We start from the raw sequence: 26991 nt of genomic DNA, 5'->3' as shown, positions 1-26991 counted from the left end.
ATTGCTAGAAAGCAGAATGTAGTAGCAAAATGGGGGAGATTTATATGTTTCGGCGCATAAAAGAGGATATAGCTGTTGTGTTTGAACAAGATCCTGCTGCAAGAAGCTCAATAGAAGTTATCTTAACTTATTCTGGGTTGCATGCTATATGGTTTCACAGAATTGCTCATTTCTTATTTAGACATAAACGGTTTTTCTTAGCGAGAGTGATTTCGCAATTTAGTCGCTTTATGACAGGGGTTGAAATCCATCCAGGAGCAAAAATCGGCAATCGTCTATTCATTGATCATGGTATGGGAGTAGTGATCGGAGAAACGTGTGAGATAGGGGATAATGTTACTATTTTTCAGGGAGTAACACTTGGCGGAACGGGAAAGGAAAAAGGAAAAAGGCATCCGACCGTTAAAGATAACGCCCTTATTGCTTCTGGTGCAAAAGTGCTTGGATCCATTGTTATTGGGGAAAATGCCAAAATAGGTGCAGGATCAGTTGTGCTAAAAGATGTACCAGCAAATTCTACAGTAGTAGGTATTCCAGGAAGAGTTAAAGTACAAGATGGTATTAAAATAAAAAAAGACTTAAATCATTGTGATTTACCAGATCCGGTTGCAGATCGACTAAAAGAAATGGAATTGGAAATTGCCCATTTAAGAGAACAACTAAAAGAATTACAGGAAGAAAGGAGTTATAAGTAATGCCTATTCAAATATATAACACATTAACAAGAGCGAAGGAGGACTTTGTTCCCCTGGAAGAGGGAAGAGTAAAAATGTATGTATGTGGACCAACTGTTTACAACTATATCCACATTGGAAATGCTCGACCTGCAATTGTCTTTGATACCGTTCGTCGCTATTTAGAATTTCGAGGATATGATGTCCAATTTGTATCTAATTTTACCGATGTGGATGATAAGTTAATTAAAGCAGCAAATGAGCTTGGAGAAACAGTACCTGTTATCGCTGACCGCTTTATTAACGCATATTTTGAAGATGTTTCCGCATTAGGCTGCAAAAAGGCTGATTCGCATCCACGGGTAACAGAGAATATGGATATTATTATTGATTTTATTGCAGCGTTAGTAGAAAAGGGATTTGCTTACGAGTCTGAAGGAGACGTATATTATCATACAAGAGCTTTTGACGGATACGGAAAGCTCTCCCATCAATCCATTGATGAATTGCGTTCAGGCGCTCGCATTGCGGTAGGGGAGAAGAAACAAGATTCATTAGATTTTGCGTTATGGAAAAAAGCAAAAGATGGCGAAATTTCCTGGGATAGTCCATGGGGAGAGGGGCGTCCAGGCTGGCATATTGAATGCTCTGCGATGGTTCGTAAATATTTAGGGGATACAATTGATATTCATGCAGGCGGTCAAGATTTAGCATTCCCCCACCACGAAAATGAAATAGCACAATCAGAAGCATTAACAGGCAAGACTTTTGCTAATTATTGGATGCATAATGGGTATATTAATATTGATAATGAAAAGATGTCTAAGTCGCTTGGGAATTTTATTACGGTAAACGATATAATTAAAATTCATGATCCGCAAGTGCTAAGATTCTTTATGCTTTCCGTACATTATCGCAATCCGATTAATTATAGTGAAGAGGTATTGGAAAATACAAGAGCTGGATTAGAAAGAATTAGAACTTCTTATGAAAACTTAAAGCATCGCAGTACAGCGAGTACTGATCTTACTGATACAAATGATGAATGGATTGCTAAAATTACTGATCTTCGAAAACAATTTGTTGAAAGTATGGATGATGACTTTAATACAGCAAATGGCATTTCTGTTTTGTTCGAATTATCGAAACAAGCAAATTACTATTTACTAGAAAAAACAACCTCTCCTGCTGTTATTCATGCGTTTATGCAAGAGTTTGAAGAATTATTTGCAGTGCTGGGCTTATCTTTATCTGCTAATGAAGAATTATTAGATGAGGAAATTGAAGCACTAATTGAAAAAAGAACACAAGCAAGAAAAGATAGGAATTTTGTGCTTGCTGACCAGATTAGAGATCAATTAAAAGCAATGAATATCATATTAGAAGACACCGCACAAGGTATACGATGGAAAAGAGGGTAAAAGATGCTCCTCTATGATAAAAAAGTGGATGAAAAACAATTGAACAGCCTTGCCCTTGCTTATATGGGCGATGCTGTTCTTGAGATATATGTAAGAAGACATTTGTTGTATAGTGGAAAGGTAAAACCTAACCAGCTTCATAGAGAGGCTACCAAATATGTTTCAGCTAAAGGGCAGGCTAAAGTAGTACATGAGCTTCTTGAAAAAGGGTTTTTTTCCGAAGAGGAGATAGCGGTACTGAAGAGAGGGCGTAATGCAAAATCCGGTACAGTACCTAAAAATACAGATGTACAGACCTATCGATATAGCACTGGTTTTGAAGCGGTATTAGGTTTTTTATATTTAGCAAAGAAAGAAGAGCGACTTGAAGAAATAATCAAAGCAGCTCTTTCTGTCATTGAAAGCAAATAGGAGGAGCGAAAAGTGTCAAGTGACTTTATTGTTGGAAAAAATGCAGTAATTGAAGCGTTAAAATCGGAAAGAGATGTAAATAAAATACTCATTGCTGAAGGTTCTCAAAAGGGACAAATGCAAACCGTAATTGGTTTAGCGAAACAAGCAAATGTGCTTGTTCAATTTGTACCGAAGAAAAAGTTGGATAGCTTAGTAGATGCAAATCACCAAGGAGTAGTAGCTCAAGTTGCTGCGTATCAATATGCAGAAATAGACGATTTGTTTGCACTGGCAGAAAAAAAGCAAGAAACGCCTTTTTTCTTGCTGCTTGATGAAATTGAGGATCCACATAATTTAGGTTCCATTATGAGGACTGCTGATGCAGTAGGTGCCCATGGGATTATTATTCCACGAAGAAGAGCCGTAGGCTTAACAGCTACTGTTGCTAAAGCATCTACTGGCGCTATTGAGCATATACCAGTTGTACGTGTAACGAATATGGCAAGGACGATAGATGAACTTAAAACGAGAGGGATATGGATTGCAGGAACAGATGCAAAAGGAAGTGAAGATTATCGCAGATTTGATGGAACGATGCCATTAGGATTAGTGATTGGCAGCGAAGGGAAAGGCATGGGAAGGTTGATTAAGGAAAAATGTGATTTTCTTATTCATTTACCTATGGCCGGAGCTGTTACTTCTTTAAATGCTTCTGTTGCAGCCGCACTTTTAATGTATGAGGTATATCGGAAACGCCATCCACTTGAGGGATAATAATGGACATTCTTATTGTTGACGGATATAACATTATTGGTGCTTGGCCAGAATTAAACGTCCTAAAGAATAGAGACCTTGCAGCAGCGAGAGATACTTTAGTAGCGAAAATGGCAGAATATCAGGGTTATTCTGGATACAGGGTAATTGTTGTTTTTGATGCGTACTATGTAAAAGGCACAGAGAAAAAATATAAGGATTATAAAGTGGAAGTTATTTTTACTAGGGAAAATGAAACCGCAGATGAACGTATTGAGAAATTAGCAATTGAGCTCAATAACAGAAAAACACAAATACATGTTGCGACATCTGATTTTACAGAGCAATGGGCTATTTTTGGACAAGGAGCTTTGCGAAAATCAGCGAGAGAATTATTGTTAGAGATGGCTGGCATGGAGCAAGAAATCGGGAAAAAAGTAAAGAAAATCAAAGAAAAAAAGCCGGTTGCAAAGATTCCGCTTTCAAGAGAAGTGGAAGAAATTTTCGAAAAATGGCGCCGTGGAGAAAAATGAGTTGTTGACGCTCAAAAAAAGGCTAGAGTATAATGGATTTATCCATGATTGCACGGTCGGGGGGATCTGTATGAGTACTGACAACTGGACTAAGAGTAACGAATATATTGGAAATTATATGGAACTTGAAGATGAAGTGTTAGTGGAATTGGTGCACCAAGGGGAAAGTGATGCTTTAGATTATTTAATTCAAAAGTATCGTAACTTCGTGCGAGCTAAAGCCAGATCCTATTTCTTAATCGGAGCAGACAAAGAAGATATTGTACAAGAGGGTATGATTGGTCTCTATAAGGCAATCCGTGATTTTAAGGAGGACAAGCTCTCCTCGTTTAAGGCGTTTGCGGAATTATGTATAACAAGACAAATCATTACTGCTATCAAAACGGCAACTAGGCAGAAACATATTCCTTTAAATTCGTATGTTTCTTTGGACAAGCCCATCTATGATGAAGAATCTGATCGAACGTTAATGGATATTATATCTGGAGCAAAAGTGCTTGATCCAGAAGAATTGATCATTAATCAGGAAGAGTATGATCACATTGAGATAAAAATGTCTGAATTATTAAGTGATTTAGAAAGAAAAGTATTGTCTCTATATCTTGATGGTCAATCCTATCAAGAAATTTCTGAAGAGTTGAATAGGCATGTGAAGTCTATTGATAATGCCTTGCAAAGGGTGAAAAGAAAGTTAGAGCGGTATTTAGAAATAAGAGAATTTTCGCTATAGACGTAAATAGTTTTTTGAAATAACAAATATTTACTGATATTGACATCTTACGCGTGTCCATGATACAGTTTGAGTAGATATAAAGGACGTAGTAGGTGTAGGTAAAATGAGGAAAAAGCTTGTATTAGCGTGTGAAAAATGTGGGACAAGAAATTATTCTACTGTGAGTAACAATGGAACAGAACGTTTGGAAATGAAAAAATTTTGTCAAAATTGTAATGCTCATACCGTTCATAAAGAAACAAAATAACGATCTTGGATAAATTGCCCGCTTTAAAGATGGAGGTAACAAAACATGCAAAGTGCTGTTAAGTATTTTCGCGAAGTTGGTAGAGAATTAAGGAAGGTTAGTTGGCCGAAAAAGAAAGAGTTAACTAATTATACAATCACAGTACTTGTGACTGTTGTCTTTTTTGCTATCTTCTTCGCAGTTGTTGATTTAGGAATTTCTGAACTTATTCGTTTAATACTTGAATAACAGTTGTCTACTCATGGTATAATGGTAAAACGATAGGAAACATTTACAAAAGCCCGGTAACGGGTTTTTTCATTTGCTGAAAAATAAATGACTTGTTCCTTACAGATACTATAAAAAAACAGCACGAAAAATAAAAATAAAGTTATAGGGAGGGACGGACGAAGTAGTCCTCTTTTATGGAAAAAAACTGGTATGTAGTGCATACGTACTCTGGATATGAGAATAAAGTAAAAGCCAATTTGGAAAAAAGGGTAGAAACAATGGCGATGCAAGATAAAATTTTCCGCGTTGTTGTACCTGAAGAAGAAGAAACAGATATCAGAAATGGTAAAACAAAAGTAGTGAAAAGAAAAGTTTTCCCAGGTTATGTGCTGGTGGAAATTGTTATGACAGATGATTCTTGGTATGTAGTGCGTAATACGCCTGGGGTAACTGGGTTTGTAGGTTCTGCTGGTTCAGGGTCTAAACCAACTCCGCTTTTGCCAGAAGAAGTCCAAGTAATTCTGAAGCGCATGGGTGTTGAGGAACAAAGAATTGAAATTGAGTTTGAATTAGGAGAAACAGTGAAGGTGAATGAAGGACCATTTGCTAATTTCACTGGGACTGTTGAGGAAATTGATAAAGATAAAGCGAAGGTTAAAGTACTGGTAAATATGTTTGGAAGAGATACCCCGGTAGAACTGGATTTTACACAAATTGAAAAATTTTAACCAGAAAACTTGAAATGATATTGAAAAAGTGTTACTATTTCATAGGTCAGTATATCTCATAAAGAGATAAGATATTGTCAAATTTCTTTATTTCATATAAAGACGATAAGTTGAGTGGGAGGGGAAACCCCTATTACCACATCACGGACTTTAAGGAGGTGTGTCTCGTGGCTAAAAAAGTAATTAAAGTTGTTAAATTGCAAATCCCAGCAGCTAAAGCGAATCCGGCACCACCAGTTGGTCCTGCATTGGGTCAAGCTGGCGTAAATATTATGGGATTCTGTAAGGAGTTCAACGCTCGTACAGCTGAACAAGCTGGTTTAATTATTCCTGTTGAGATTACGGTTTTCGAAGACCGTTCATTTACATTTATTACAAAAACTCCACCTGCTGCAGTTTTACTTAAAAAAGCAGCTGGTATTGAGTCTGGTTCAGGTGAACCAAATCGTAATAAAGTAGCAACTGTTAAGCGTGATAAAGTACGCGAGATTGCTGAAACAAAAATGCCTGATCTAAACGCAGCTGATGTTGAAGCAGCTATGCGCATGGTTGAAGGTACAGCCCGCAGCATGGGTATTGTTATTGAAGACTAAACCTATATAGGCTTGGTGTTGATTAAGGTTGTGACGACGGTGAATCTTTAGTCGCAACCTTTATTCGTGGGAGGTAATTCCGCTAAAACCACAATTCAAGGAGGAAATAAAGTTATGGCTAAAAAAGGTAAGAAGTATTTAGAAGCTATCAAACTTGTTGATCGTACTAAAACTTACCCAATTCAAGAAGCAATTGAGTTAGTGAAAAAAACTAGCACTACAAAATTTGATGCATCAGTTGAGGTTGCTTTCCGTCTAGGAGTAGATCCTAAGAAAGCTGATCAGCAAATCCGTGGAGCAGTAGTTCTTCCGAACGGAACTGGTAAAACTCAACGCGTTTTAGTTTTCGCTAAAGGTGAAAAATTAAAAGAAGCAGAAGCAGCAGGAGCAGACTTTGTAGGCGATGCTGAATATATAACTAAAATCCAACAAGGTTGGTTTGATTTTGACGTAATCGTTGCAACTCCAGACATGATGGGTGAAGTTGGTAAACTTGGTCGTGTATTAGGACCTAAAGGTTTAATGCCAAACCCTAAAACTGGTACAGTTACATTTGATGTAACAAAAGCAGTTAACGAAATCAAAGCTGGTAAAGTAGAATACCGCGTAGATAAAGCTGGTAATGTGCATGTTCCAATTGGTAAAGTTTCTTTCGATGAAGCAAAACTAGTTGAAAACTTCAAAACTATCTTTGATACAATGTCAAAAGCAAAACCAGCAGCTGCAAAAGGAACTTACATGAAGAACGTTTCTGTTACTTCAACAATGGGACCTGGCGTAAAAGTAGATCCTTCTACTGTTTGATAAAAATTGGTATTTGACAAAACAAGATAGATAGAATATACTTCATCTTGTTGAAAAAATAAATAACATTTGTACCGTAGACAGTAGGTGCTTATATAAGCTTAATTTCCTACCGAGGTAATACGATAGATTATTTGATCAGTTGTGAGAACGACTATTGTATACACCTCCATGTCTAAAAAGATATGGAGGATTTTATTTGTCGGTATGAATGTAGAAATTCTACAGGAGGTGTAAAGATGAGCAGCGTAATCGAACAAAAGAAACAAATAGTATCTGATATTGCTGAGAAATTCAAAGCAAGTAAATCAACTATCGTTGTTGACTACCGTGGTTTGACTGTTTCAGAAGTAACTGAACTTCGTAAACAACTTCGTGACGCAGGAATCGAGTTCAAAGTTTTCAAAAACTCTTTAACTCGCCGTGCTGCAGAATCTGTTGAATTAGCAGGTTTAAACGAATCATTAACTGGTCCAAACGCTATTGCGTTCAGTAATGAGGATGTTGTTGCACCAGCAAAAATTTTAAACGACTTCGCTAAAAAACATGAAGCGTTAGAAATTAAAGCAGGAGTAATCGAAGGAAACTTAGCAACTGTTGAAGAAGTGAAAGCTCTAGCTGAACTTCCATCACGCGAAGGTTTACTTTCTATGTTACTCAGCGTTCTTCAAGCACCAATCCGCAACCTTGCTCTTGCTACAAAAGCAGTTGCAGATCAAAAAGAAGAACAAGGCGCTTAATATTTTATACGGAAACGTATCATAAAAACCCAAAAAACAAGGAGGAAACATATAATGTCTAAAGAACAAATCTTAGAAGCAGTTAAAAATATGACTGTTTTAGAATTAAACGATTTAGTAAAAGCGATTGAAGAAGAATTTGGAGTAACTGCTGCTGCTCCTGTAGCTGTAGTTGCAGGTGGCGGAGAAGCTGCTGCAGAAAAAACTGAGTTTGATGTAGTTCTTGCATCTGCTGGAGATCAAAAAATCAAAGTTATCAAAGTTGTACGTGAAATCACAGGTCTTGGTCTTAAAGAAGCAAAAGAACTTGTTGACAACACTCCAAAAGCTGTTAAAGAAGGAGCTTCTAAAGAAGAAGCTGAAGAAATCAAAGCTAAACTTGAAGAAGTTGGAGCTAACGTTGAAGTTAAGTAATGTTAGTTAAAAAGAAGCTCGCTATAATAGCGGGCTTTTTTTTCCTAAAGTGCGTGAGACTTAAGAAAAAGGCTGATTCTAATCTGCTAAGTTAGAACGGAGCTAAACCATCTTTTTGTGTAAGTGAATTCACTCTCTAGCTTTATAGAAGAATGATTTGCTTTATGGGAAAGGTTATGAATAACTTCTAACTGGATGTGATAGCTTGAAGAGTCATCTGCACTTTTTTAATTGATTGCTATGCAAATGAGCGTTGTAATCATCCTCAAGTAGTAGTCTTCCTTATATAAATTCTCCTAAGGAGGTGTTCGTATGTCAGAACATTATTATTCCCGAACCCAGAATGTAAATAGCGATCCAAATTACTGGAATTTTACGCTCAAAGGCAATACAATACGTTTTAAAACAGATAATGGGGTTTTTTCCAAAAGAGAAGTAGATTTTGGTTCTAGACTATTAATAGAAACTTATACATTTCCGAACCTAGATGGAGATATATTGGATGTAGGTTGTGGTTATGGTCCAATAGGTCTTTCTATTGCAAAGGAAGCTCCAGATAGAATGGTTCATATGGTAGATGTCAACTTACGTGCTATTGAATTGGCTCAAGAAAATGCGCGGCAAAATGGCGTTGGAAATATTCAAATCTATGAAAGTGATCGACTTCTTGGTGTGAAAGGTGAGAAGTTTGCTTCCATTTTAACGAATCCGCCGATTAGAGCAGGAAAGAAAGTTGTACATGATATTCTTGAGCAAAGTTATGAACGTTTAGCTGTAAATGGTGAGCTTTGGGTTGTGATTCAAAAGAAACAAGGAGCCCCGTCTGCTATTGCGAAATTAGAAGCGTTTTTTAAAGAAGTAAATGTAGTAGAAAAGAAAAAAGGGTATTTTATAATTCAAGCAAAAAAGATTGACTAGTCCTTTTTGTTGTGATAGCATTGTATAATGCCAATATAATATTTTTCTGAAACTCGCAATTTTATCTAACTCATTGTATAAAATTGGTGTTAAAAGGAAAAACTAACAGAATAATATTAGAAATATGAAAATGCGGTTTTTATTGGAAAACCCTTTTTCTTTTTGTCTTATAAAAAAGGGTTTATATCCTTTTGATAAGATGTAAATAGATGTACTATAACGTTTGATTTGAGGGGTGAATCAGTTGACAGGTCAACTTGTTCAGTATGGACGACACCGCCAGCGCAGAAGCTACGCAAGAATTAGTGAGGTTTTAGAATTACCAAATCTTATTGAAATCCAAACCTCTTCCTATCAATGGTTTTTAGATGAGGGATTGCGAGAAATGTTCCAGGACATTTCGCCTATTGAAGATTTTACTGGCAATTTATCACTTGATTTCATTGATTACAGCTTAGGGGAACCTAAGTATTCAGTGGAAGAATCGAAAGAACGAGATGTTACATATTCAGCGCCTTTACGTGTGAAAGTCCGTCTTGTGAATAAAGAAACAGGAGAAGTAAAAGACCAAGATGTATTCATGGGTGATTTCCCGCTTATGACTGAAACTGGTACTTTTATTATTAACGGTGCGGAGCGAGTTATCGTTTCTCAGTTAGTACGTTCTCCAAGTGTGTATTATAATGGGAAAATTGATAAAAACGGAAAAAAAGGATTTACAGCAACTGTAATTCCTAACCGTGGAGCTTGGCTAGAGTATGAAACAGATGCTAAGGATGTTGTTTATGTACGTATTGATCGTACTCGTAAACTTCCAGTTACAGTTCTGTTACGTGCATTAGGATTCGGCTCTGACCAAGAAATTATTGAATTGATTGGTGATAATGAATATTTACGCAATACTTTAGAAAAAGATAACACCGAGGGAACAGACAAAGCGCTATTAGAAATTTATGAGCGTCTTCGTCCTGGTGAGCCACCTACTGTTGACAATGCAAAAAGTCTATTGGTTTCAAGATTCTTTGATCCAAAAAGATATGATCTTGCCAATGTAGGTCGTTATAAAATTAACAAGAAGCTTCACATTAAAAATAGATTGTTCGGTCAACGCTTGGCTGAAACACTTGTGGATCCTGAAACAGGAGAAATCATTGCTGAAAAGGGAACACTTTTAGATCGCCGAGCACTTGATCGTATTATTCCGAATCTAGAAAACAATATTGGATTTAAAAAGTTAAGCCCATATGGCGGCGTTTTAGAAGATGATGTTGTAGTTCAATCGGTAAAAATTTATTCACCATTAGATGAAGGTGATAAAGAAATTAATGTTATTAGTAATGCGTATGTAGAAGAAGCTGTGAAAAACATCTCTCCTGCAGACATAATTGCGTCTATCAGCTATTTCTTTAACCTATTACATGGTGTAGGTTTAACAGATGATATTGATCATTTAGGGAATAGACGTATTCGTTCTGTAGGTGAATTGCTACAAAATCAATTCCGAATTGGTCTATCACGAATGGAACGTGTTGTACGTGAAAGAATGTCCATTCAAGATACAAATACAATTACACCGCAGCAATTAATCAATATTCGACCAGTAATTGCATCTACTAAAGAATTCTTTGGAAGCTCTCAGCTTTCTCAGTTTATGGACCAAACAAATCCATTAGCAGAATTAACGAATAAACGTCGTTTGTCTGCATTAGGACCTGGTGGTTTAACGCGAGAACGTGCGGGAATGGAAGTGCGTGACGTTCACTATTCTCACTATGGCCGTATGTGTCCGATTGAGACACCAGAGGGACCAAACATTGGTTTAATTAACTCTTTATCTTCTTATGCAAAAGTGAATCGATTTGGATTTATTGAGACACCGTATCGACGTGTTGACCCTGAAACAGGTAAAGTATCATCACGAATTGATTACTTAACTGCTGATGAACAAGATAACTATGTAGTTGCCCAAGCGAATGCTCGATTAGGAGAAGACGGTTCTTTCTTGGATGAAGATGTTGTTGCACGTTTCCGTGATGAGAACGTTGTTGTCAAACGTGATCGTGTAGACTATATGGACGTATCACCAAAGCAAGTAGTTTCTCCAGCAACAGCTTGTATTCCGTTCTTAGAAAACGATGACTCGAACCGTGCTCTGATGGGAGCAAACATGCAACGTCAAGCAGTACCTTTAATGCAACCAGAAGCTCCGATGGTAGGAACTGGAATGGAGTATGTTTCAGGAAAAGACTCCGGTGCCGCTGTTATTTGTAAGCATCCTGGTATTGTTGAACATGTAGAAGCACGTGGAGTTTGGGTAAGACGTATTTCTGAAGTAGATGGTCAAGAAGTTAAAGGTAATCTTGATAAGTATAAAATGCTTAAATTTACCCGTTCAAACCAAGGAACATGTTATAACCAACGCCCAATTGTTGCTGTTGGTGATAAGGTAGTCAAAGGGGAAGTTCTAGCAGATGGACCTTCTATGGAACTTGGAGAATTAGCTCTTGGACGTAACGTATTAGTTGCCTTTATGACATGGGATGGATACAACTACGAGGATGCTATTATCATGAGCGAGCGCTTAGTTAAAGATGATGTTTATACATCTATTCATATTGAAGAATATGAATCAGAGTCTCGCGATACAAAGTTAGGACCAGAAGAAATTACACGTGATATCCCGAATGTTGGGGAAGATGCATTACGCAACTTAGATGATCGCGGTATTATTCGTATTGGTGCAGAAGTGAAAGATGGAGACTTGCTAGTTGGTAAAGTTACACCTAAAGGGGTAACAGAATTAACAGCAGAGGAACGCTTGTTACATGCTATCTTTGGTGAAAAAGCACGTGAAGTTCGTGATACAAGTTTACGTGTTCCACATGGTGGAGGCGGTATTGTTCATGATGTTAAAGTCTTCAATAGAGAAGATGGAGATGAATTACCACCAGGAGTTAACCAATTAGTTCGTGTATATATTGTTCAAAAACGTAAAATCCATGAAGGCGATAAGATGGCAGGTCGTCATGGTAACAAAGGGGTTATCTCCCGAATTTTACCTGAAGAAGATATGCCGTATTTACCAGACGGAACACCAGTTGATATCATGTTAAACCCACTAGGTGTACCATCACGTATGAACATCGGTCAGGTATTAGAATTGCATCTTGGAATGGCTGCAAGAAGCCTAGGTATCCATGTTGCATCTCCGGTATTTGATGGAGCTCGTGAAGAAGATGTTTGGGAAACGATTAGAGAAGCTGGAATGGCGCAAGATGCTAAAACAGTACTATATGACGGGCGTACAGGTGAACCATTTGATAACCGTGTATCTGTGGGCGTTATGTATATGATCAAACTTGCTCACATGGTTGATGATAAACTGCATGCACGTTCTACTGGACCATATTCTTTAGTAACGCAGCAGCCACTAGGAGGAAAAGCTCAATTCGGTGGTCAGCGTTTTGGAGAGATGGAGGTTTGGGCGCTTGAAGCTTATGGAGCGGCTTATACTTTGCAAGAAATTCTTACCGTTAAATCAGATGATGTTGTTGGTCGTGTGAAAACGTACGAAGCAATTGTTAAAGGGGAAAATGTTCCAGAACCAGGAGTACCTGAATCATTCCGCGTATTAATGAAAGAGCTGCAAAGCTTAGGTTTAGATGTAAAAATCTTATCTAGCACAGAGGAAGAAATTGAAATGAGAGACACAGATGATGATGATGAAATTCATCAAGCTGAATCTCTAACAATTGTTTCGGAAACAAAAGAGCCTGAGTCAGAAAAGGTAGGCATGCAAGAATAATAAAGTAATGAACATGGCCTGTCTAAAAACGAAAGGGTCAGACTCCACCATGAAGACATCTAGATAGAAGATCCTTATATATCTTTTATAAATAGATTATTCACGTGAGGTCAGACCCTTTTGTGACGGCCTGTCTTTGATTATAAATGTTTTTAAGAAGTTTTTAAGTAAGGCGAAAAGCCTGAAGATCGAAAGGGAGGTAGGACCCTTGTTGGATGTTAATAATTTTGAATATATGAAAATAGGTCTAGCTTCACCAGACAAAATCCGTTCTTGGTCATTTGGTGAAGTTAAAAAGCCAGAAACAATTAACTATCGTACTTTAAAACCGGAAAAAGATGGCTTGTTCTGTGAGCGTATTTTTGGTCCTACAAAAGACTGGGAATGTCACTGTGGTAAATACAAGCGTGTTAGATACAAAGGTGTAGTTTGTGATCGCTGTGGAGTAGAAGTTACACGTGCAAAAGTTCGTCGTGAACGTATGGGTCATATCGAATTAGCAGCACCAGTTTCACATATTTGGTATTTTAAAGGGATTCCTAGCCGTATGGGTCTTGTGTTGGATATGTCTCCACGTGCGTTGGAAGAAGTTATTTATTTTGCTTCTTACGTAGTAACAGATCCAGGTGATACTGCTCTTGAGAAAAAACAACTTCTTTCTGAAAAAGAATATCGAGCATATCGTGATAAATACGGAGTGAAATTCCAAGCTTCTATGGGAGCTGAATCAATCAAAAAACTACTATCTGACATTGATTTAAATAAAGATGTAGAAGCATTAAAAGAAGAATTGAAAACTGCACAAGGTCAAAGAAGAACTCGTGCAATTAAAAGATTAGAAGTATTAGAAGCATTCCGTGGTTCTGGTAATGAACCTTCTTGGATGATTCTTGACGTACTTCCGGTAATTCCTCCAGAATTACGCCCGATGGTTCAATTAGACGGTGGACGTTTTGCTACTTCTGACCTAAATGATTTATATCGCCGCGTTATTAACCGTAATAATCGCTTAAAAAGATTATTAGACTTAGGAGCACCAAGTATTATCGTTCAAAACGAAAAACGTATGCTTCAAGAAGCGGTTGATGCATTGATTGATAATGGTCGTCGTGGTCGTCCGGTAACAGGTCCTGGTAACAGACCACTTAAATCACTATCTCACATGCTAAAAGGTAAGCAAGGACGTTTCCGTCAAAACTTACTAGGAAAACGTGTTGACTATTCTGGACGTTCTGTTATCGTTGTTGGTCCGAACTTAAAGATGTATCAATGTGGTTTGCCTAGAGAGATGGCAATTGAATTGTTTAAACCTTTCGTTATGAAAGAGTTAGTTGAAAAAGGTATTGCTCATAATATTAAGTCTGCAAAAAGAAAAATCGAAAGACTTCAACCAGAAGTGTGGGATGTACTTGAAGAAGTAATTAAAGAGCATCCAGTATTGCTTAACCGCGCCCCAACTCTACATAGATTGGGAATTCAAGCGTTTGAACCTACTTTAGTAGAAGGCCGTGCGATTCGTCTACATCCGCTAGTATGTACAGCGTACAATGCTGACTTTGACGGTGACCAAATGGCGGTTCACGTTCCTTTATCTTCTGAGGCACAAGCGGAAGCGCGCTTACTTATGCTTGCAGCTCAAAATATCTTGAATCCTAAAGATGGTAAACCAGTTGTTACTCCTTCACAGGATATGGTATTAGGAAACTACTACCTAACATTAGAACGTGAAGGTGCAGTTGGAGAAGGTAGTATCTTCAATGATACGAGCGAAGCAATATTGGCTTACCAAAATGGTTACGTACATTTACACACACGTGTAGCAGTGCGTGCTAGCTCTTTAAATAATGAAACATTTACAGAAGAGCAAAATAAACAATTGTTATTAACAACAGTTGGTAAATTAATATTCAATGAAATTTTGCCGAAATCTTTCCCATACATTAACGAACCGACTAAAACAAATTTAGAAGAAAAAACTCCTGAGAGATACTTTGTTGAGCCAGGTGTAGATGTTCCTGCTGCTATCAGAGAGTTACAGATTATTGATCCGTTTAAAAAGAAAATTTTAGGGAATATAATCGCTGAAGTATTTAAACGATTCAAGATCACTGAAACTTCTAAGATGTTGGATAGAATGAAAGACTTAGGATTTAAACATTCTACAAAAGCCGGTATTACAGTTGGTGTGGCTGATATCGTTGTATTAGGTGAAAAACAAGAAATTATCGACGAAGCACAAAGTAAAGTTGATAATGTCATGAAACAATTTAAACGCGGATTAATTACAGAGGAAGAACGTTACGATCGCGTAATTTCTATCTGGAGTGCTGCGAAAGATACAATTCAAGCGAAGCTAATGAAATCATTGGATAAACGAAATCCAATCTTTATGATGAGTGACTCAGGTGCTCGTGGTAACGCATCTAACTTTACACAGCTTGCTGGTATGCGTGGTTTGATGGCCAACCCGGCTGGTAGAATTATCGAGTTGCCGATTATCTCAAGTTTCCGTGAAGGATTAACAGTATTAGAGTACTTTATCTCTACTCACGGTGCTCGTAAAGGTCTTGCCGATACAGCACTGAAAACAGCAGACTCTGGTTACTTAACTCGTCGTCTAGTGGATGTAGCACAGGATGTTATTGTCCGTGATGATGATTGTGGTACAGATAGAGGATTGTTAGTTTCTGCTCTTAGAGAAGGTACAGAAATTATTGAATCTCTTGATGAGCGTTTAATTGGCCGTTATGCAAGAAAGGCTATTAAACATCCAGAAACGAAGGAAGTTATTGTTCCTGAAAATGGACTTATTACAGAAGATTTAGCTGTGGAAATAGTAGGAGCTAATATTGAAGAAGTGTGGATTCGTTCTGCATTTACATGTAATACTCGTCATGGAGTATGTAAAAAATGTTATGGTCGCAACCTAGCAACTGGCCAAGAGGTGGAAGTAGGAGAAGCTGTTGGTATTATAGCTGCGCAATCCATCGGGGAACCTGGTACACAGTTAACGATGCGTACATTCCATACTGGTGGTGTTGCTGGAGATGATATTACACAAGGTTTACCTCGTATTCAGGAAATATTCGAAGCTCGTAATCCAAAAGGGCAAGCCGTTATTACTGAAATGGCAGGGGTTGTTGTTGGTATCAATGAAGGTAGAGACCGTCAACACGAAATTGTAGTTCAAGGTGAATTAGAAACTAGAACATATACTGCTCCTTATACAGCAAGACTGAAAGTGAAAGTTGATGATGTAGTAGAACAAGGGCAGGAATTAACAGAAGGTTCTATTGATCCGAAAGAATTAATTAAAGTGAAAAACGTTACAGCAGTACAAGAATATTTACTTCGTGAAGTACAGAAAGTTTATCGTATGCAAGGGGTAGAAATTGGTGATAAACACGTAGAGGTGATGGTTCGCCAAATGCTTCGCAAAATCAGAGTAGTAGATGCTGGTGAGACAGAAGTATTACCAGGTACACTACTAGATATTCACCAATTTACTGATGCAAACGCAAAAGCTTTAAGAGAAGGAAAACTTCCTGCTACAGGAAGACCAGTATTGCTTGGTATTACGAAAGCATCTCTTGAAACAGATTCATTCTTGTCAGCTGCATCGTTCCAAGAAACTACAAGAGTTCTTACAGATGCTGCAATTAAAGGCAAGCGCGATGAGTTATTAGGATTGAAAGAGAATGTAATTATTGGTAAATTAGTTCCAGCTGGAACGGGTATGCCAAGATATCGTCATGCTGAACCTATTACTGCAGAAGAACTAACAGAAGAATCAGTTACTGTAGAATAATACGTTCCTATAAATGATTAATATCTATAAGGACTTGGATATTACGAGGATTATATCGACTCTATCATAAAGAAGAGAAGATATAATCTCTCGTAAGCCATGACCTTTCGAAAACAATCTAGTTATCGCTATAAAAGTTTTCTAGGAAAATAATTGACATCTGAAATTATAGATGATACTATATCAAAGGTGCTCCTATTCACCTGTTACTTTGGAGGATATAATATGTCTTATGAAAAAGTGCAACAGGCAAGAAAAATAGTAGTAGGAACAAAGCAAACAGTAAAAGCGTTAAAAAAAGGAATAGCGACAGAAGTTATCGTTGCAGAAGATGCTGATCCAATGTTAAAGAGAAAGGTATCCGAGGTAGCTGAAGAAGTGAATATTCCCATTATACTTGTTGAATCCATGAGGAAGCTTGGCGAATCATGCGGAATAGAAGTAGGCGCAGCAACTGTTGCCATAATTAATTAAAACTGTTTTTATGGAATTAACCATGAGAACTTTGTTTTTGCCCTAATATGAACCACCTGGATGTGTGGGCTTCAAACATAAAGGAAGGGAGGAAAAAGAAATGCCAACAATTAACCAATTAGTGCGCAAGCCTCGTCAATCTGCTGAAGAGAAGTCGAAGTCTCCTGCGTTAAACAAAGGTTATAACAGTTTCAAAAAAGCACAAACAAACGTATCATCACCTCAAAAACGTGGGGTATGTACTCGTGTTGGTACAATGACACCGAAAAAACCAAACTCTGCATTACGTAAATATGCACGTGTTCGTTTAACAAACGGTATCGAAGTAACAGCATACATTCCTGGTATTGGTCACAACCTACAAGAACATAGTGTTGTACTAATCCGTGGAGGACGTGTAAAAGATTTACCGGGGGTACGTTATCATATCGTACGCGGTGCGCTTGATACTGCTGGAGTTAACAACCGTATGCAAGGTCGTTCTAAATACGGTACGAAAAAACCAAAAGCAGCAAAAAAATAATAAACTAGAATTTATAGAATAATCGAAAGGAGGAAATCAAATGCCACGTAAAGGTCCTGTAGCAAAAAGAGACGTATTACCAGATCCGATTTACAATTCAAAGCTTGTATCTCGTTTAATCAATAAAATGATGATCGATGGTAAAAGAGGAAAATCGCAAGCTATCCTATATTCAGCATTCGAAATCGTTGCTGAGCGTTCTGGAAAAGAAGCGATTGAAGTATTTGATCAAGCATTAAAGAATATCATGCCAGTTCTTGAAGTAAGAGCACGCCGTGTTGGTGGTTCTAACTATCAAGTTCCAGTGGAGGTTCGTCCTGAAAGACGTACAACTTTAGGTCTTCGCTGGTTAGTTAACTATGCTCGTCTTCGCGGTGAGAAAACAATGGAAGAGAGATTAGCTAACGAAATCTTGGATGCAGCTAACAACACTGGTGCATCTGTTAAGAAACGTGAAGATACACACAAAATGGCTGAAGCGAACAAAGCGTTTGCTCACTACCGTTGGTAAGATTATAATATACAAAAATACTTTCATTATGAAAGGAGAAAGACCAAATGGCAAGAGAGTTCTCCTTAGAAAACACTCGTAATATTGGTATCATGGCCCATATTGATGCTGGTAAAACGACTACAACTGAGCGTGTACTTTATTACACTGGTCGTATCCACAAAATTGGTGAAACTCATGAAGGTGCATCTCAAATGGACTGGATGGAGCAAGAACAAGAGCGTGGAATTACCATTACTTCAGCGGCAACAACTGCACAATGGAAAGGTAACCGTGTAAACATTATCGATACTCCAGGGCACGTAGACTTCACTGTTGAAGTTGAACGTTCTCTTCGTGTACTTGATGGTGCGGTTGCAGTACTTGATGCTCAATCTGGTGTTGAGCCACAAACAGAAACTGTTTGGCGTCAAGCTACAACATACGGTGTACCTCGTGTAGTATTCGTAAACAAAATGGATAAAATCGGTGCAGACTTCCTTTATTCATTAAAAACTTTACATGATCGTTTACAAGCAAACGCTCATGCAATTCAACTACCGATTGGTGCTGAAGATCAATTCGAAGGTATCATTGACTTAGTTGAAATGAAAGCAACTTTCTACGGTAATGACCTAGGAACAGATGTTCAAGAACGTGAAATTCCAGAAGAGTACAAAGAGTTAGCTGATGAATACCATGAAAAATTGGTTGAAGCTGTAGCTGAACTTGATGAAGATCTAATGGAAAAATACCTTGGTGGTGAGGAAATCACTACTGATGAGTTAAAAGCTGCTATCCGTAAAGGTACAGTTAACGTTGAATTCTATCCAGTAATCTGTGGATCTGCTTTCAAAAACAAAGGTGTTCAACCAATGCTTGATGCTGTAATTGATTACTTACCATCACCATTAGATGTACCTGCAATTAAAGGTACTGCTCCTGATTCTGATGAAGTAATTGAAAAGCATTCAAGTGATGATGAAGCATTTGCTGCTCTTGCATTCAAAGTAATGACAGATCCATTCGTTGGTAAACTGACATTCTTCCGTGTATATTCTGGTACATTGAGCTCAGGTTCTTATGTACAAAACTCTACAAAAGGCAAACGTGAGCGTGTAGGACGTATCCTTCAAATGCATGCGAATAGCCGTCAAGAGATCACAGAAGTATATGCAGGTGATATCGCAGCAGCAGTTGGTTTAAAAGATACTACAACTGGAGATACTCTGTGTGATGAAAAGAACTTAGTAATCTTAGAATCCATGGAATTCCCAGAACCAGTTATCGAATTGTCTATTGAGCCAAAATCAAAAGCTGACCAAGACAAAATGACAACTGCGCTACAAAAATTACAAGAAGAAGATCCGACATTCCGTGCACATACTAACCAGGAAACTGGTCAAGTTATCATTGCAGGTATGGGTGAACTTCACTTAGACATTCTTGTAGACCGTATGCGTCGTGAATTCAAGGTAGAAGCTAATGTTGGTGCACCTCAGGTTGCTTACCGTGAAACATTCCGTTCATCTGCTGCAGTTGAAGGTAAATTCACTCGTCAATCTGGTGGTCGTGGACAATATGGTCACGTTTGGATCGAATTCGCTCCAAATGAAGAAGGTAAAGGATTCGAATTTGAAAATGCTATCGTCGGTGGTGTTGTTCCACGTGAATACATCGCTCCAGTTCAAGCTGGTCTAGAAGATGCATTACAAAGAGGAGTACTTGCTGGTTACCCATTGGTTGACATCAAAGCTAAATTATTTGATGGATCATACCATGATGTTGACTCATCTGAAATGGCGTTCAAAATCGCTGCTTCAATGGCATTGAAAAATGCAGCATCTAAATGTAATCCTGTAATTCTTGAACCTGTTATGAGAGTAGAAGTTATCATTCCAGAAGAATACATGGGTGATATCATGGGTAACATCACTTCACGTCGTGGACGTGTAGAAGGTATGGAAGCTCGTGGTAACGCACAAGTAGTTCGTGCGATGGTTCCTCTATCTGAAATGTTTGGTTATGCTACGACATTACGTTCAAGCACGCAAGGTCGCGGTGTGTTCTCAATGGTATTTGACCATTATGAAGAAGTACCAAAATCAATCTCTGAAGAGATCATCAAAAAAAATAAAGGGTAATTGTTGATTTTACCTTTTTAATGAAGTATAACTACTATGTAAGCAATAAAGCTGTGATGAATAATCACAGCTCTATAAAAATACTTAATTTTTTACAAATCAAAGGAGGATTTTCCTAATGGCAAAAGCTAAATACGATCGTTCAAAGCCACACGTAAATATTGGAACTATTGGTCACGTTGACCATGGTAAAACTACTTTAACAGCTGCTATCACAACTGTACTTGCAAAAGCAGGTGGAGCTGAAGCTCGCGGTTATGATCAAATCGACGCTGCTCCAGAAGAGCGTGAGCGTGGAATTACAATCTCAACTGCACACGTTGAGTATGAAACTGAAACTCGTCACTATGCACACGTTGACTGCCCAGGACATGCTGACTATGTTAAAAACATGATCACTGGTGCTGCACAAATGGACGGCGGTATCTTAGTAGTATCTGCTACTGATGGTCCAATGCCACAAACTCGTGAGCACATTCTTCTTTCTCGTCAAGTTGGTGTACCTCACTTAGTAGTATTCTTAAACAAATGTGATATGGTTGATGACGAAGAATTATTAGAATTAGTAGAAATGGAAGTACGTGACCTATTATCAGAATATGAATTCCCTGGTGATGATATTCCTGTAATTAAAGGTTCTGCTCTTAAAGCTCTTGAAGGAGATGCTGCTTGGGAAGAAAAAGTTATCGAGCTTATGGCTGCGGTTGACGAATATATCCCAACACCAACTCGTGACACTGACAAACCATTCATGATGCCAGTTGAGGATGTATTCTCAATCACTGGTCGTGGTACAGTTGCTACTGGTCGTGTTGAGCGTGGACAAGTTAAAGTTGGTGACGTTGTAGACATCATCGGTTTAGCTGAAGAGAAAAAATCAACTACTGTAACTGGTGTTGAAATGTTCCGTAAATTACTAGACTATGCAGAAGCTGGAGATAACATCGGTGCACTTCTTCGTGGGGTTGCTCGTGAAGATATCCAACGTGGTCAAGTATTAGCAAAACCAGGTACAATTACTCCACACGTAAAATTCAAAGCTGAAGTTTACGTATTATCAAAAGAAGAAGGTGGACGTCATACTCCATTCTTCACAAACTACCGTCCACAGTTCTACTTCCGTACAACTGATGTAACTGGTATTTGTAACTTACCTGAAGGCGTAGAAATGGTTATGCCTGGCGATAACATCGAAATGGATGTTGAATTAATTTCTTCTATCGCTATCGAAGAAGGAACTAAATTCTCTATTCGTGAAGGTGGACGTACAGTAGGCGCTGGTGTCGTTGCTACTATCGTTGAGTAATAACTTATAATAGAAAAAACAAGCTGATTAGTCAGCTTGTTTTTTTTGTGCTTAAATTGTATAGAAATATCTATTATTCTCCTGAAGCTTCATGTTTAAATAGTTAAGAGAAAAGCTATAATAGATAGATGTACATATTATAGAAGAAAGTAGGTTTCCAAAATCTTTCTATATAATATAGTATTGATATTTGTTAGAATAAGAAAGTGCTGTTAAGAGATCAGTTAAAATTAGTCGTTTTCATATTTAATTGACTGACTATTATACATTGCCTTGAAATATCATGGCAGTATATGTATAATAATCTGAGTGTACTAAAACGAAAGAAAAATAATAATAGTTGTTGCTTTTCTAGGCGTTTTTATGTATAATAGACAATGTTGGTCTTTGACTGCGATGATGTGGGAGGTTGCTGACACACCCGGCCGCTTTGCCATGGCGAGTGTGTGGGAAATTCCTACGGAGAATGTCTATTCTAAAATAGGCGAAAAGGAGGGAAAATAATGGCAAAACAAAAAATTCGTATTCGTTTAAAAGCGTATGATCATAGAATTTTAGATCAATCAGCTGAGAAAATTGTTGAAACTGCAAAACGTTCTGGTGCTGCTGTATCTGGACCAATTCCGTTACCAACTGAAAAGTCTATATACACAATCTTACGTGCGGTTCATAAATATAAAGATTCTCGTGAACAGTTTGAAATGCGTACGCATAAACGTCTAATCGACATCGTGAACCCAACTCCACAAACAGTTGATTCACTAATGCGTCTGGATTTACCGTCAGGTGTAGATATCGAAATTAAATTATAATTGAAATAAACATTTAAACTATCAGGAGGTGTGACTTAAATGACCAAAGGAATCTTAGGAAGAAAAATAGGTATGACTCAAGTATTCGCTGAAAATGGCAATCTTATCCCTGTAACAGTAGTTGAAGCTGCTGAGAACGTTGTTCTTCAAACGAAAACTGTTGAAGCTGATGGCTATACTGCAGTTCAAATCGGTTTTGAAAACAAACGTGAAAAGTTAGCTAACAAACCTGAACAAGGTCACGTTGCTAAAGCAAGTACTGCTCCTAAGCGCTTCGTTCGTGAATTTAGAGATGTTAGCGTGGATGAGTACGAGGTTGGTCAAGAAGTCAATGTAAGTATTTTCGCTGAGGGCGATATAGTAGATGTAACAGGTATCTCTAAAGGGAAAGGTTTCCAAGGTTCAATTAAGCGCCATGGACAATCTCGTGGACCAATGGCTCACGGATCTCGTTATCATCGTCGTCCAGGTTCAATGGGACCTGTAGCACCAAACCGTGTATTTAAAGGTAAAGCATTGCCAGGACGTATGGGTGGAGAGCAAATCACTGTTCAAAACTTAGAGATCGTTAAAGTAGATGCAGAACGCAATCTTCTTCTAATTAAAGGTAATGTACCTGGAGCTAGAAAAGCTTTATTAAAAATCAAAACTGCTGTTAAAGCATAATTATTAATCTGGAAAGGAGGAAATAAGAATGCCTAAAGTTGCATTATTCAACCAAGACGGTACGCAAGCTGGAGATATCGAATTAAACGAATCAGTATTTGGTATCGAGCCTAACAAACATGTTTTATTCGAAGCAGTTGTTATGCAAAGAGCTTCTTTACGTCAAGGAACTCATAAAACTAAAATTCGTTCTGAGGTTGCTGGTGGTGGACGTAAGCCATGGCGCCAAAAAGGTACAGGACGTGCACGTCAAGGATCTATCAGATCTCCACAATGGCGTGGTGGTGGAACAGTATTTGGACCAGTTCCACGTAGCTACAGCTACAAATTACCTAAAAAAGTTCGTAGATTAGCAATTAAATCTGCATTATCTACTAAAGTATTAGAAGAAAATATTTTAGTATTACAAAACCTTGCTTTTGATGCACCTAAAACAAAAGATTTCAAAGCGGTACTAGGTGGCCTTTCTATTGAGAAGAAAGCATTAATCGTTACTGCTGACCTTGATGAGAACGTAGCATTATCTGCTCGTAACATCCCGGGGGTAACAGTTGTTACAGCTACTGGAATTACAGTTTTAGATGTTTTAAACCATGATAAATTAATCATGACAAAAGCAGCGGTTGAAAAAGTAGAGGAGGTGCTTGCATAATGGATGCACGCGATACGATTAAGCGCCCCGTTATCACTGAACGTTCTACTGATTTAATGGTTGATAAAAAATACACGTTTGAAGTTGATGTAAGAGCTAATAAAACTCAAGTTAAAGATGCTGTTGAAGAAATCTTTGGCGTAAAAGTTGAAAAAGTTAACATCATGAACTATAAAGGTAAATTCAAACGTATGGGACGTTTTGGTGGATACACAAACAAACGTCGTAAGGCAATTGTTAAATTAACAGCTGACAGCAAAGAAATCGAATTCTTTGAAGCTTAATAATAATATTTAGAAGAGGAGGGAACACAAATGGCGATTAAAAAATACAAACCTACCTCCAATGGTCGACGTAACATGACGTCTTCAGACTTTAGTGAAATCACTACAAGTACTCCTGAGAAGTCATTGCTTGCTCCTTTACACAGAAAAGGCGGTCGTAATAACCAAGGTAAGTTAACTGTTCGTCATCAAGGTGGAGGTCATAAGCGTCAATATCGTGTAATCGATTTTAAACGTGACAAAGATGGCATTCCAGGACGCGTTGCTACAATCGAGTATGATCCAAACAGATCTGCTAACATCGCGTTAATCAATTATGTAGACGGTGAGAAACGCTACATTCTTGCACCGAAAAATTTAGAAGTTGGATTAGAAGTTATGTCAGGACCAGAGGCTGATATCAAGCCAGGTAATGCATTACCACTTGCTAACATTCCAGTTGGTACAGTAATCCACAACATCGAATTAAAACCAGGTAAAGGTGGACAATTAGTTCGCTCTGCTGGAACAAGCGCTCAAGTGCTTGGTAAAGAAGGAAAATACGTACTTGTACGTTTAAATTCTGGTGAAGTTCGTTTAATTCTTGCTACTTGCCGTGCTTCAATCGGTCAAGTTGGTAATGAACAACACGAATTAATCAATATTGGTAAAGCGGGTCGTAATCGTTGGTTAGGTAAACGTCCAACTGTACGTGGATCTGTAATGAACCCTAACGACCATCCACACGGTGGTGGTGAAGGACGCGCTCCAATCGGACGTAAATCACCAATGTCTCCATGGGGTAAACCAACACTTGGTTACAAAACGCGTAGCAAGAAAAATAAATCTGATAAATTTATTGTACGTAGCCGTAAAAAATAACGGGGTTGAACTACGGTTCAATGATAGAACCGTAGAACAATCACGAAGGGAGGTTCCATTATGGGTCGCAGCTTAAAAAAAGGACCTTTTGTTGATGATCATTTACTGACAAAGATCGAAAAATTAAGTGATAGTGATAAGAAACAAGTTGTTAAAACTTGGTCTCGTCGTTCTACGATCTTCCCACAATTCATCGGTCAAACAATCGCTGTTTATGATGGTCGTAAACATGTTCCAGTTTATGTTACTGAAGACATGGTAGGTCACAAACTTGGAGAATTTGCTCCAACTCGTACTTACAAAGGTCATGCAAGTGACGATAAGAAAACAAGACGTTAATGAGAGGAGGGCATTCCAATGCAAGCAAAAGCTGTTGCAAATACAGTTCGTATTGCTCCTCGTAAAGCTCGTTTAGTCGTAGATTTAATTCGAGGAAAGCAAGTTGGTGAAGCGGTAGCTATTTTGAAGTTAACTCCAAAAGCAGCTTCTCCAATCGTAGAGAAAGTTTTAAAATCTGCTGTTGCTAACGCAGAGCATAACTACGAAATGGATATTAACAACCTAGTGGTTGAGCAAGCATACGTTAATGAAGGACCAACTCTAAAGAGATTCCGTCCACGTGCACAAGGTCGTGCAAGCCAAATCAACAAACGTACTAGCCACATCACTATCGTTTTATCAGAAAAGAAGGAGGGGTAATTAGTGGGTCAAAAAGTAAATCCAGTCGGTTTACGTGTTGGGATCATTCGTGACTGGGAATCTAAATGGTTCGCAGGTAAAGACTATGCTGATCTTTTACACGAAGACCTAAAGGTACGTGAGTATATTACAAAACGCCTAAGCGATGCTTCTGTTTCTAAAGTAGAAATTGAGCGTGCTGCTAACCGCTTAAATGTTACTATCCACACTGCTAAACCAGGTATGGTTATTGGTAAAGGTGGTACAGAAGTTGAAGCTTTACGTAAAGCTCTTAACTCACTTACTAGCAAACGTGTACACATCAATATCTTAGAAATCAAAAGAGCAGACATGGATGCAAAACTAGTTGCTGAGAACATTGCTCGTCAATTAGAAAACCGTGTATCTTTCCGTCGTGCCCAAAAACAAGCTATCCAACGCTCAATGCGTGCTGGCGCTAAAGGTATCAAAACAATGGTATCAGGTCGTTTAGGCGGAGCAGATATCGCACGTTCAGAGTCTTATAGCGAAGGAACTGTTCCATTGCACACTCTACGCGCAGATATCGATTATGCTACTGCAGAAGCTGATACAACTTATGGAAAACTAGGTGTAAAAGTTTGGATCTATCGTGGAGAGATCCTTCCAACGAAGAAGAAAACTGAGGAAGGAGGCAAATAATATGTTACTACCTAAACGTGTAAAATATCGCCGTGTACATCGTGGTAAAATGCGTGGTCAAGCAAAAGGTGGTACAGAAGTAGCATTCGGTGAATATGGTTTACAATCTTTAGAAGCTTCTTGGATTACAAACCGTCAAATCGAGTCTGCTCGTATTGCAATGACACGTTATATGAAACGTGGCGGTAAAGTTTGGATTAAAATTTTCCCACATAAGCCTTACACTGCTAAGCCTCTAGAAGTCCGAATGGGTTCCGGTAAGGGTGCTCCTGAAGGTTGGGTAGCGGTAGTTAAGCCTGGAAAAATTATGTTCGAAGTAGCAGGTGTATCTGAAGAGATCGCTCGTGAAGCACTTCGTCTTGCAGCGCACAAACTTCCTGTTAAATGTAAGTTTGTAAAACGTGAAGAAATTGGTGGTGAAACTAATGAAAGCTAATGAAATTCGTGACCTTACCACTGCTGAAATTGAACAAAAAGTTAAATCCTTAAAAGAAGAGCTTTTCAACCTTCGCTTTCAATTAGCGACTGGACAACTTGAAAATACAGCTCGCATTCGTGAAGTACGCAAAGCGATCGCTCGAATGAAAACTGTCATTCGTGAGAGAGAAATCGGCGTCAATAATCGATAAGTTGAGAGGAGGTTCGT

At 38.2% G+C, this 26991-nt stretch carries 31 protein-coding genes and 1 other annotated feature; all 31 genes read left to right on the top strand.

Annotated elements, in window-relative coordinates:
- Nucleotides 1–44: 44 nt before the first annotated feature.
- The 31 genes from cysE to rpmC all read left to right on the top strand — a co-directional run bounded on the left by cysE (nucleotide 45) and on the right by rpmC (nucleotide 26974).
- Nucleotides 45–695 carry a serine O-acetyltransferase gene (gene cysE / locus NST60_RS10675; RefSeq protein WP_016204536.1) on the top strand — a complete coding sequence of 217 codons (651 nt, stop codon included), beginning with the start codon at nucleotides 45–47 and terminating at the stop codon, nucleotides 693–695.
- On the top strand, nucleotides 695–2095 hold the full coding sequence (gene cysS, locus NST60_RS10670; protein ID WP_212121181.1) for a cysteine--tRNA ligase: 1401 nt from the start codon (nucleotides 695–697) through the stop codon (nucleotides 2093–2095). The genes cysE and cysS overlap by 1 nt, the downstream gene beginning before the upstream one ends.
- A 3-nt stretch (nucleotides 2096–2098) precedes the next feature.
- Nucleotides 2099–2506 (top strand): Mini-ribonuclease 3, encoded by a 408-nt coding sequence (locus tag NST60_RS10665; protein WP_016204538.1) that lies wholly within the window; start codon nucleotides 2099–2101, stop codon nucleotides 2504–2506.
- 12 nt (nucleotides 2507–2518) lie between these two features.
- Nucleotides 2519–3262: a 23S rRNA (guanosine(2251)-2'-O)-methyltransferase RlmB gene (gene rlmB, locus NST60_RS10660; RefSeq protein WP_016204539.1), complete on the top strand. Its 744-nt coding sequence runs from the start codon at nucleotides 2519–2521 to the stop codon at nucleotides 3260–3262.
- 2 nt (nucleotides 3263–3264) lie between these two features.
- Nucleotides 3265–3774 carry an NYN domain-containing protein gene (locus tag NST60_RS10655; protein WP_016204540.1) on the top strand — a complete coding sequence of 170 codons (510 nt, stop codon included), beginning with the start codon at nucleotides 3265–3267 and terminating at the stop codon, nucleotides 3772–3774.
- Between the two features lie 70 nt (nucleotides 3775–3844).
- Nucleotides 3845–4504, top strand: a complete 660-nt coding sequence (gene sigH / locus NST60_RS10650; protein WP_016204541.1) for an RNA polymerase sporulation sigma factor SigH — start codon at nucleotides 3845–3847, stop codon at nucleotides 4502–4504.
- A 106-nt stretch (nucleotides 4505–4610) separates the two neighbouring features.
- On the top strand, nucleotides 4611–4754 hold the full coding sequence (gene rpmG, locus NST60_RS10645) for a 50S ribosomal protein L33 (protein ID WP_016204542.1): 144 nt from the start codon (nucleotides 4611–4613) through the stop codon (nucleotides 4752–4754).
- 45 nt (nucleotides 4755–4799) lie between these two features.
- Nucleotides 4800–4982, top strand: a complete 183-nt coding sequence (secE, locus tag NST60_RS10640) for a preprotein translocase subunit SecE (protein WP_016204543.1) — start codon at nucleotides 4800–4802, stop codon at nucleotides 4980–4982.
- A 176-nt stretch (nucleotides 4983–5158) separates the two neighbouring features.
- Entirely contained in the window at nucleotides 5159–5692 is a 534-nt protein-coding gene (gene nusG / locus NST60_RS10635) for a transcription termination/antitermination protein NusG (RefSeq protein ID WP_016204544.1), read from the top strand.
- A gap of 167 nt (nucleotides 5693–5859) precedes the next feature.
- On the top strand, nucleotides 5860–6285 hold the full coding sequence (gene rplK / locus NST60_RS10630) for a 50S ribosomal protein L11 (RefSeq protein ID WP_016204545.1): 426 nt from the start codon (nucleotides 5860–5862) through the stop codon (nucleotides 6283–6285).
- Nucleotides 6286–6399: 114 nt separating this feature from the next.
- Nucleotides 6400–7089: a 50S ribosomal protein L1 gene (gene rplA / locus NST60_RS10625; protein WP_016204546.1), complete on the top strand. Its 690-nt coding sequence runs from the start codon at nucleotides 6400–6402 to the stop codon at nucleotides 7087–7089.
- 56 nt (nucleotides 7090–7145) lie between these two features.
- Nucleotides 7146–7296 (top strand) — a sequence feature (ribosomal protein L10 leader region).
- A 32-nt stretch (nucleotides 7297–7328) separates the two neighbouring features.
- Nucleotides 7329–7829 (top strand): 50S ribosomal protein L10, encoded by a 501-nt coding sequence (rplJ, locus tag NST60_RS10620; protein WP_016204547.1) that lies wholly within the window; start codon nucleotides 7329–7331, stop codon nucleotides 7827–7829.
- 54 nt (nucleotides 7830–7883) lie between these two features.
- Nucleotides 7884–8243, top strand: a complete 360-nt coding sequence (gene rplL, locus NST60_RS10615; RefSeq protein WP_016204548.1) for a 50S ribosomal protein L7/L12 — start codon at nucleotides 7884–7886, stop codon at nucleotides 8241–8243.
- A gap of 312 nt (nucleotides 8244–8555) precedes the next feature.
- On the top strand, nucleotides 8556–9161 hold the full coding sequence (locus NST60_RS10610) for a class I SAM-dependent methyltransferase (RefSeq protein ID WP_016204549.1): 606 nt from the start codon (nucleotides 8556–8558) through the stop codon (nucleotides 9159–9161).
- A 244-nt stretch (nucleotides 9162–9405) separates the two neighbouring features.
- Nucleotides 9406–12966 carry a DNA-directed RNA polymerase subunit beta gene (gene rpoB, locus NST60_RS10605; RefSeq protein WP_016204550.1) on the top strand — a complete coding sequence of 1187 codons (3561 nt, stop codon included), beginning with the start codon at nucleotides 9406–9408 and terminating at the stop codon, nucleotides 12964–12966.
- A gap of 208 nt (nucleotides 12967–13174) precedes the next feature.
- The gene (gene rpoC / locus NST60_RS10600) at nucleotides 13175–16774 is read left to right on the top strand and encodes a DNA-directed RNA polymerase subunit beta' (RefSeq protein ID WP_016204551.1); all 3600 of its coding nucleotides are present in this window, start codon (nucleotides 13175–13177) and stop codon (nucleotides 16772–16774) included.
- A 225-nt stretch (nucleotides 16775–16999) separates the two neighbouring features.
- Nucleotides 17000–17248: a 50S ribosomal protein L7ae-like protein gene (locus NST60_RS10595; RefSeq protein WP_016204552.1), complete on the top strand. Its 249-nt coding sequence runs from the start codon at nucleotides 17000–17002 to the stop codon at nucleotides 17246–17248.
- 100 nt (nucleotides 17249–17348) lie between these two features.
- Nucleotides 17349–17771, top strand: coding sequence for a 30S ribosomal protein S12 (gene rpsL, locus NST60_RS10590; RefSeq protein WP_016204553.1), 423 nt, complete (start codon nucleotides 17349–17351; stop codon nucleotides 17769–17771).
- Nucleotides 17772–17811: 40 nt separating this feature from the next.
- A complete protein-coding gene (gene rpsG / locus NST60_RS10585) occupies nucleotides 17812–18282 on the top strand; it encodes a 30S ribosomal protein S7 (protein ID WP_016204554.1) in 471 nt (156 codons plus the stop codon).
- A 47-nt stretch (nucleotides 18283–18329) separates the two neighbouring features.
- The gene (gene fusA, locus NST60_RS10580; RefSeq protein ID WP_016204555.1) at nucleotides 18330–20405 is read left to right on the top strand and encodes an elongation factor G; all 2076 of its coding nucleotides are present in this window, start codon (nucleotides 18330–18332) and stop codon (nucleotides 20403–20405) included.
- 118 nt (nucleotides 20406–20523) lie between these two features.
- Entirely contained in the window at nucleotides 20524–21711 is a 1188-nt protein-coding gene (gene tuf, locus NST60_RS10575) for an elongation factor Tu (RefSeq protein ID WP_016204556.1), read from the top strand.
- A gap of 503 nt (nucleotides 21712–22214) precedes the next feature.
- Nucleotides 22215–22523 carry a 30S ribosomal protein S10 gene (rpsJ, locus tag NST60_RS10570; protein WP_009336571.1) on the top strand — a complete coding sequence of 103 codons (309 nt, stop codon included), beginning with the start codon at nucleotides 22215–22217 and terminating at the stop codon, nucleotides 22521–22523.
- Nucleotides 22524–22562: 39 nt separating this feature from the next.
- Entirely contained in the window at nucleotides 22563–23189 is a 627-nt protein-coding gene (gene rplC, locus NST60_RS10565) for a 50S ribosomal protein L3 (RefSeq protein WP_016204558.1), read from the top strand.
- A 28-nt stretch (nucleotides 23190–23217) separates the two neighbouring features.
- Complete coding sequence (gene rplD / locus NST60_RS10560; RefSeq protein ID WP_016204559.1) at nucleotides 23218–23841, top strand: 50S ribosomal protein L4; 624 nt, start codon at nucleotides 23218–23220, stop codon at nucleotides 23839–23841.
- Entirely contained in the window at nucleotides 23841–24125 is a 285-nt protein-coding gene (gene rplW / locus NST60_RS10555) for a 50S ribosomal protein L23 (RefSeq protein WP_016204560.1), read from the top strand. Before rplD ends, rplW begins: the two co-directional genes overlap by 1 nt.
- A 30-nt stretch (nucleotides 24126–24155) precedes the next feature.
- Nucleotides 24156–24986: a 50S ribosomal protein L2 gene (gene rplB, locus NST60_RS10550; protein WP_016204561.1), complete on the top strand. Its 831-nt coding sequence runs from the start codon at nucleotides 24156–24158 to the stop codon at nucleotides 24984–24986.
- A gap of 60 nt (nucleotides 24987–25046) precedes the next feature.
- Entirely contained in the window at nucleotides 25047–25325 is a 279-nt protein-coding gene (rpsS, locus tag NST60_RS10545; protein ID WP_016204562.1) for a 30S ribosomal protein S19, read from the top strand.
- Nucleotides 25326–25343: 18 nt separating this feature from the next.
- Nucleotides 25344–25685 (top strand): 50S ribosomal protein L22, encoded by a 342-nt coding sequence (gene rplV, locus NST60_RS10540; RefSeq protein WP_016204563.1) that lies wholly within the window; start codon nucleotides 25344–25346, stop codon nucleotides 25683–25685.
- Between the two features lie 3 nt (nucleotides 25686–25688).
- A complete protein-coding gene (gene rpsC, locus NST60_RS10535; RefSeq protein ID WP_016204564.1) occupies nucleotides 25689–26345 on the top strand; it encodes a 30S ribosomal protein S3 in 657 nt (218 codons plus the stop codon).
- A 1-nt stretch (nucleotide 26346) separates the two neighbouring features.
- Complete coding sequence (gene rplP / locus NST60_RS10530) at nucleotides 26347–26781, top strand: 50S ribosomal protein L16 (protein WP_016204565.1); 435 nt, start codon at nucleotides 26347–26349, stop codon at nucleotides 26779–26781.
- A complete protein-coding gene (gene rpmC, locus NST60_RS10525; RefSeq protein ID WP_003351417.1) occupies nucleotides 26771–26974 on the top strand; it encodes a 50S ribosomal protein L29 in 204 nt (67 codons plus the stop codon). The genes rplP and rpmC overlap by 11 nt, the downstream gene beginning before the upstream one ends.
- Nucleotides 26975–26991 lie beyond the last annotated feature (17 nt).

The organism is Niallia sp. FSL W8-1348 (assembly GCF_038006745.1).
Lineage (GTDB): Bacteria > Bacillota > Bacilli > Bacillales > Cytobacillaceae > Niallia > Niallia alba.
Note: the sequence above shows the minus strand (reverse complement) of the source record. Positions and strands in the feature narration are given on the sequence as shown.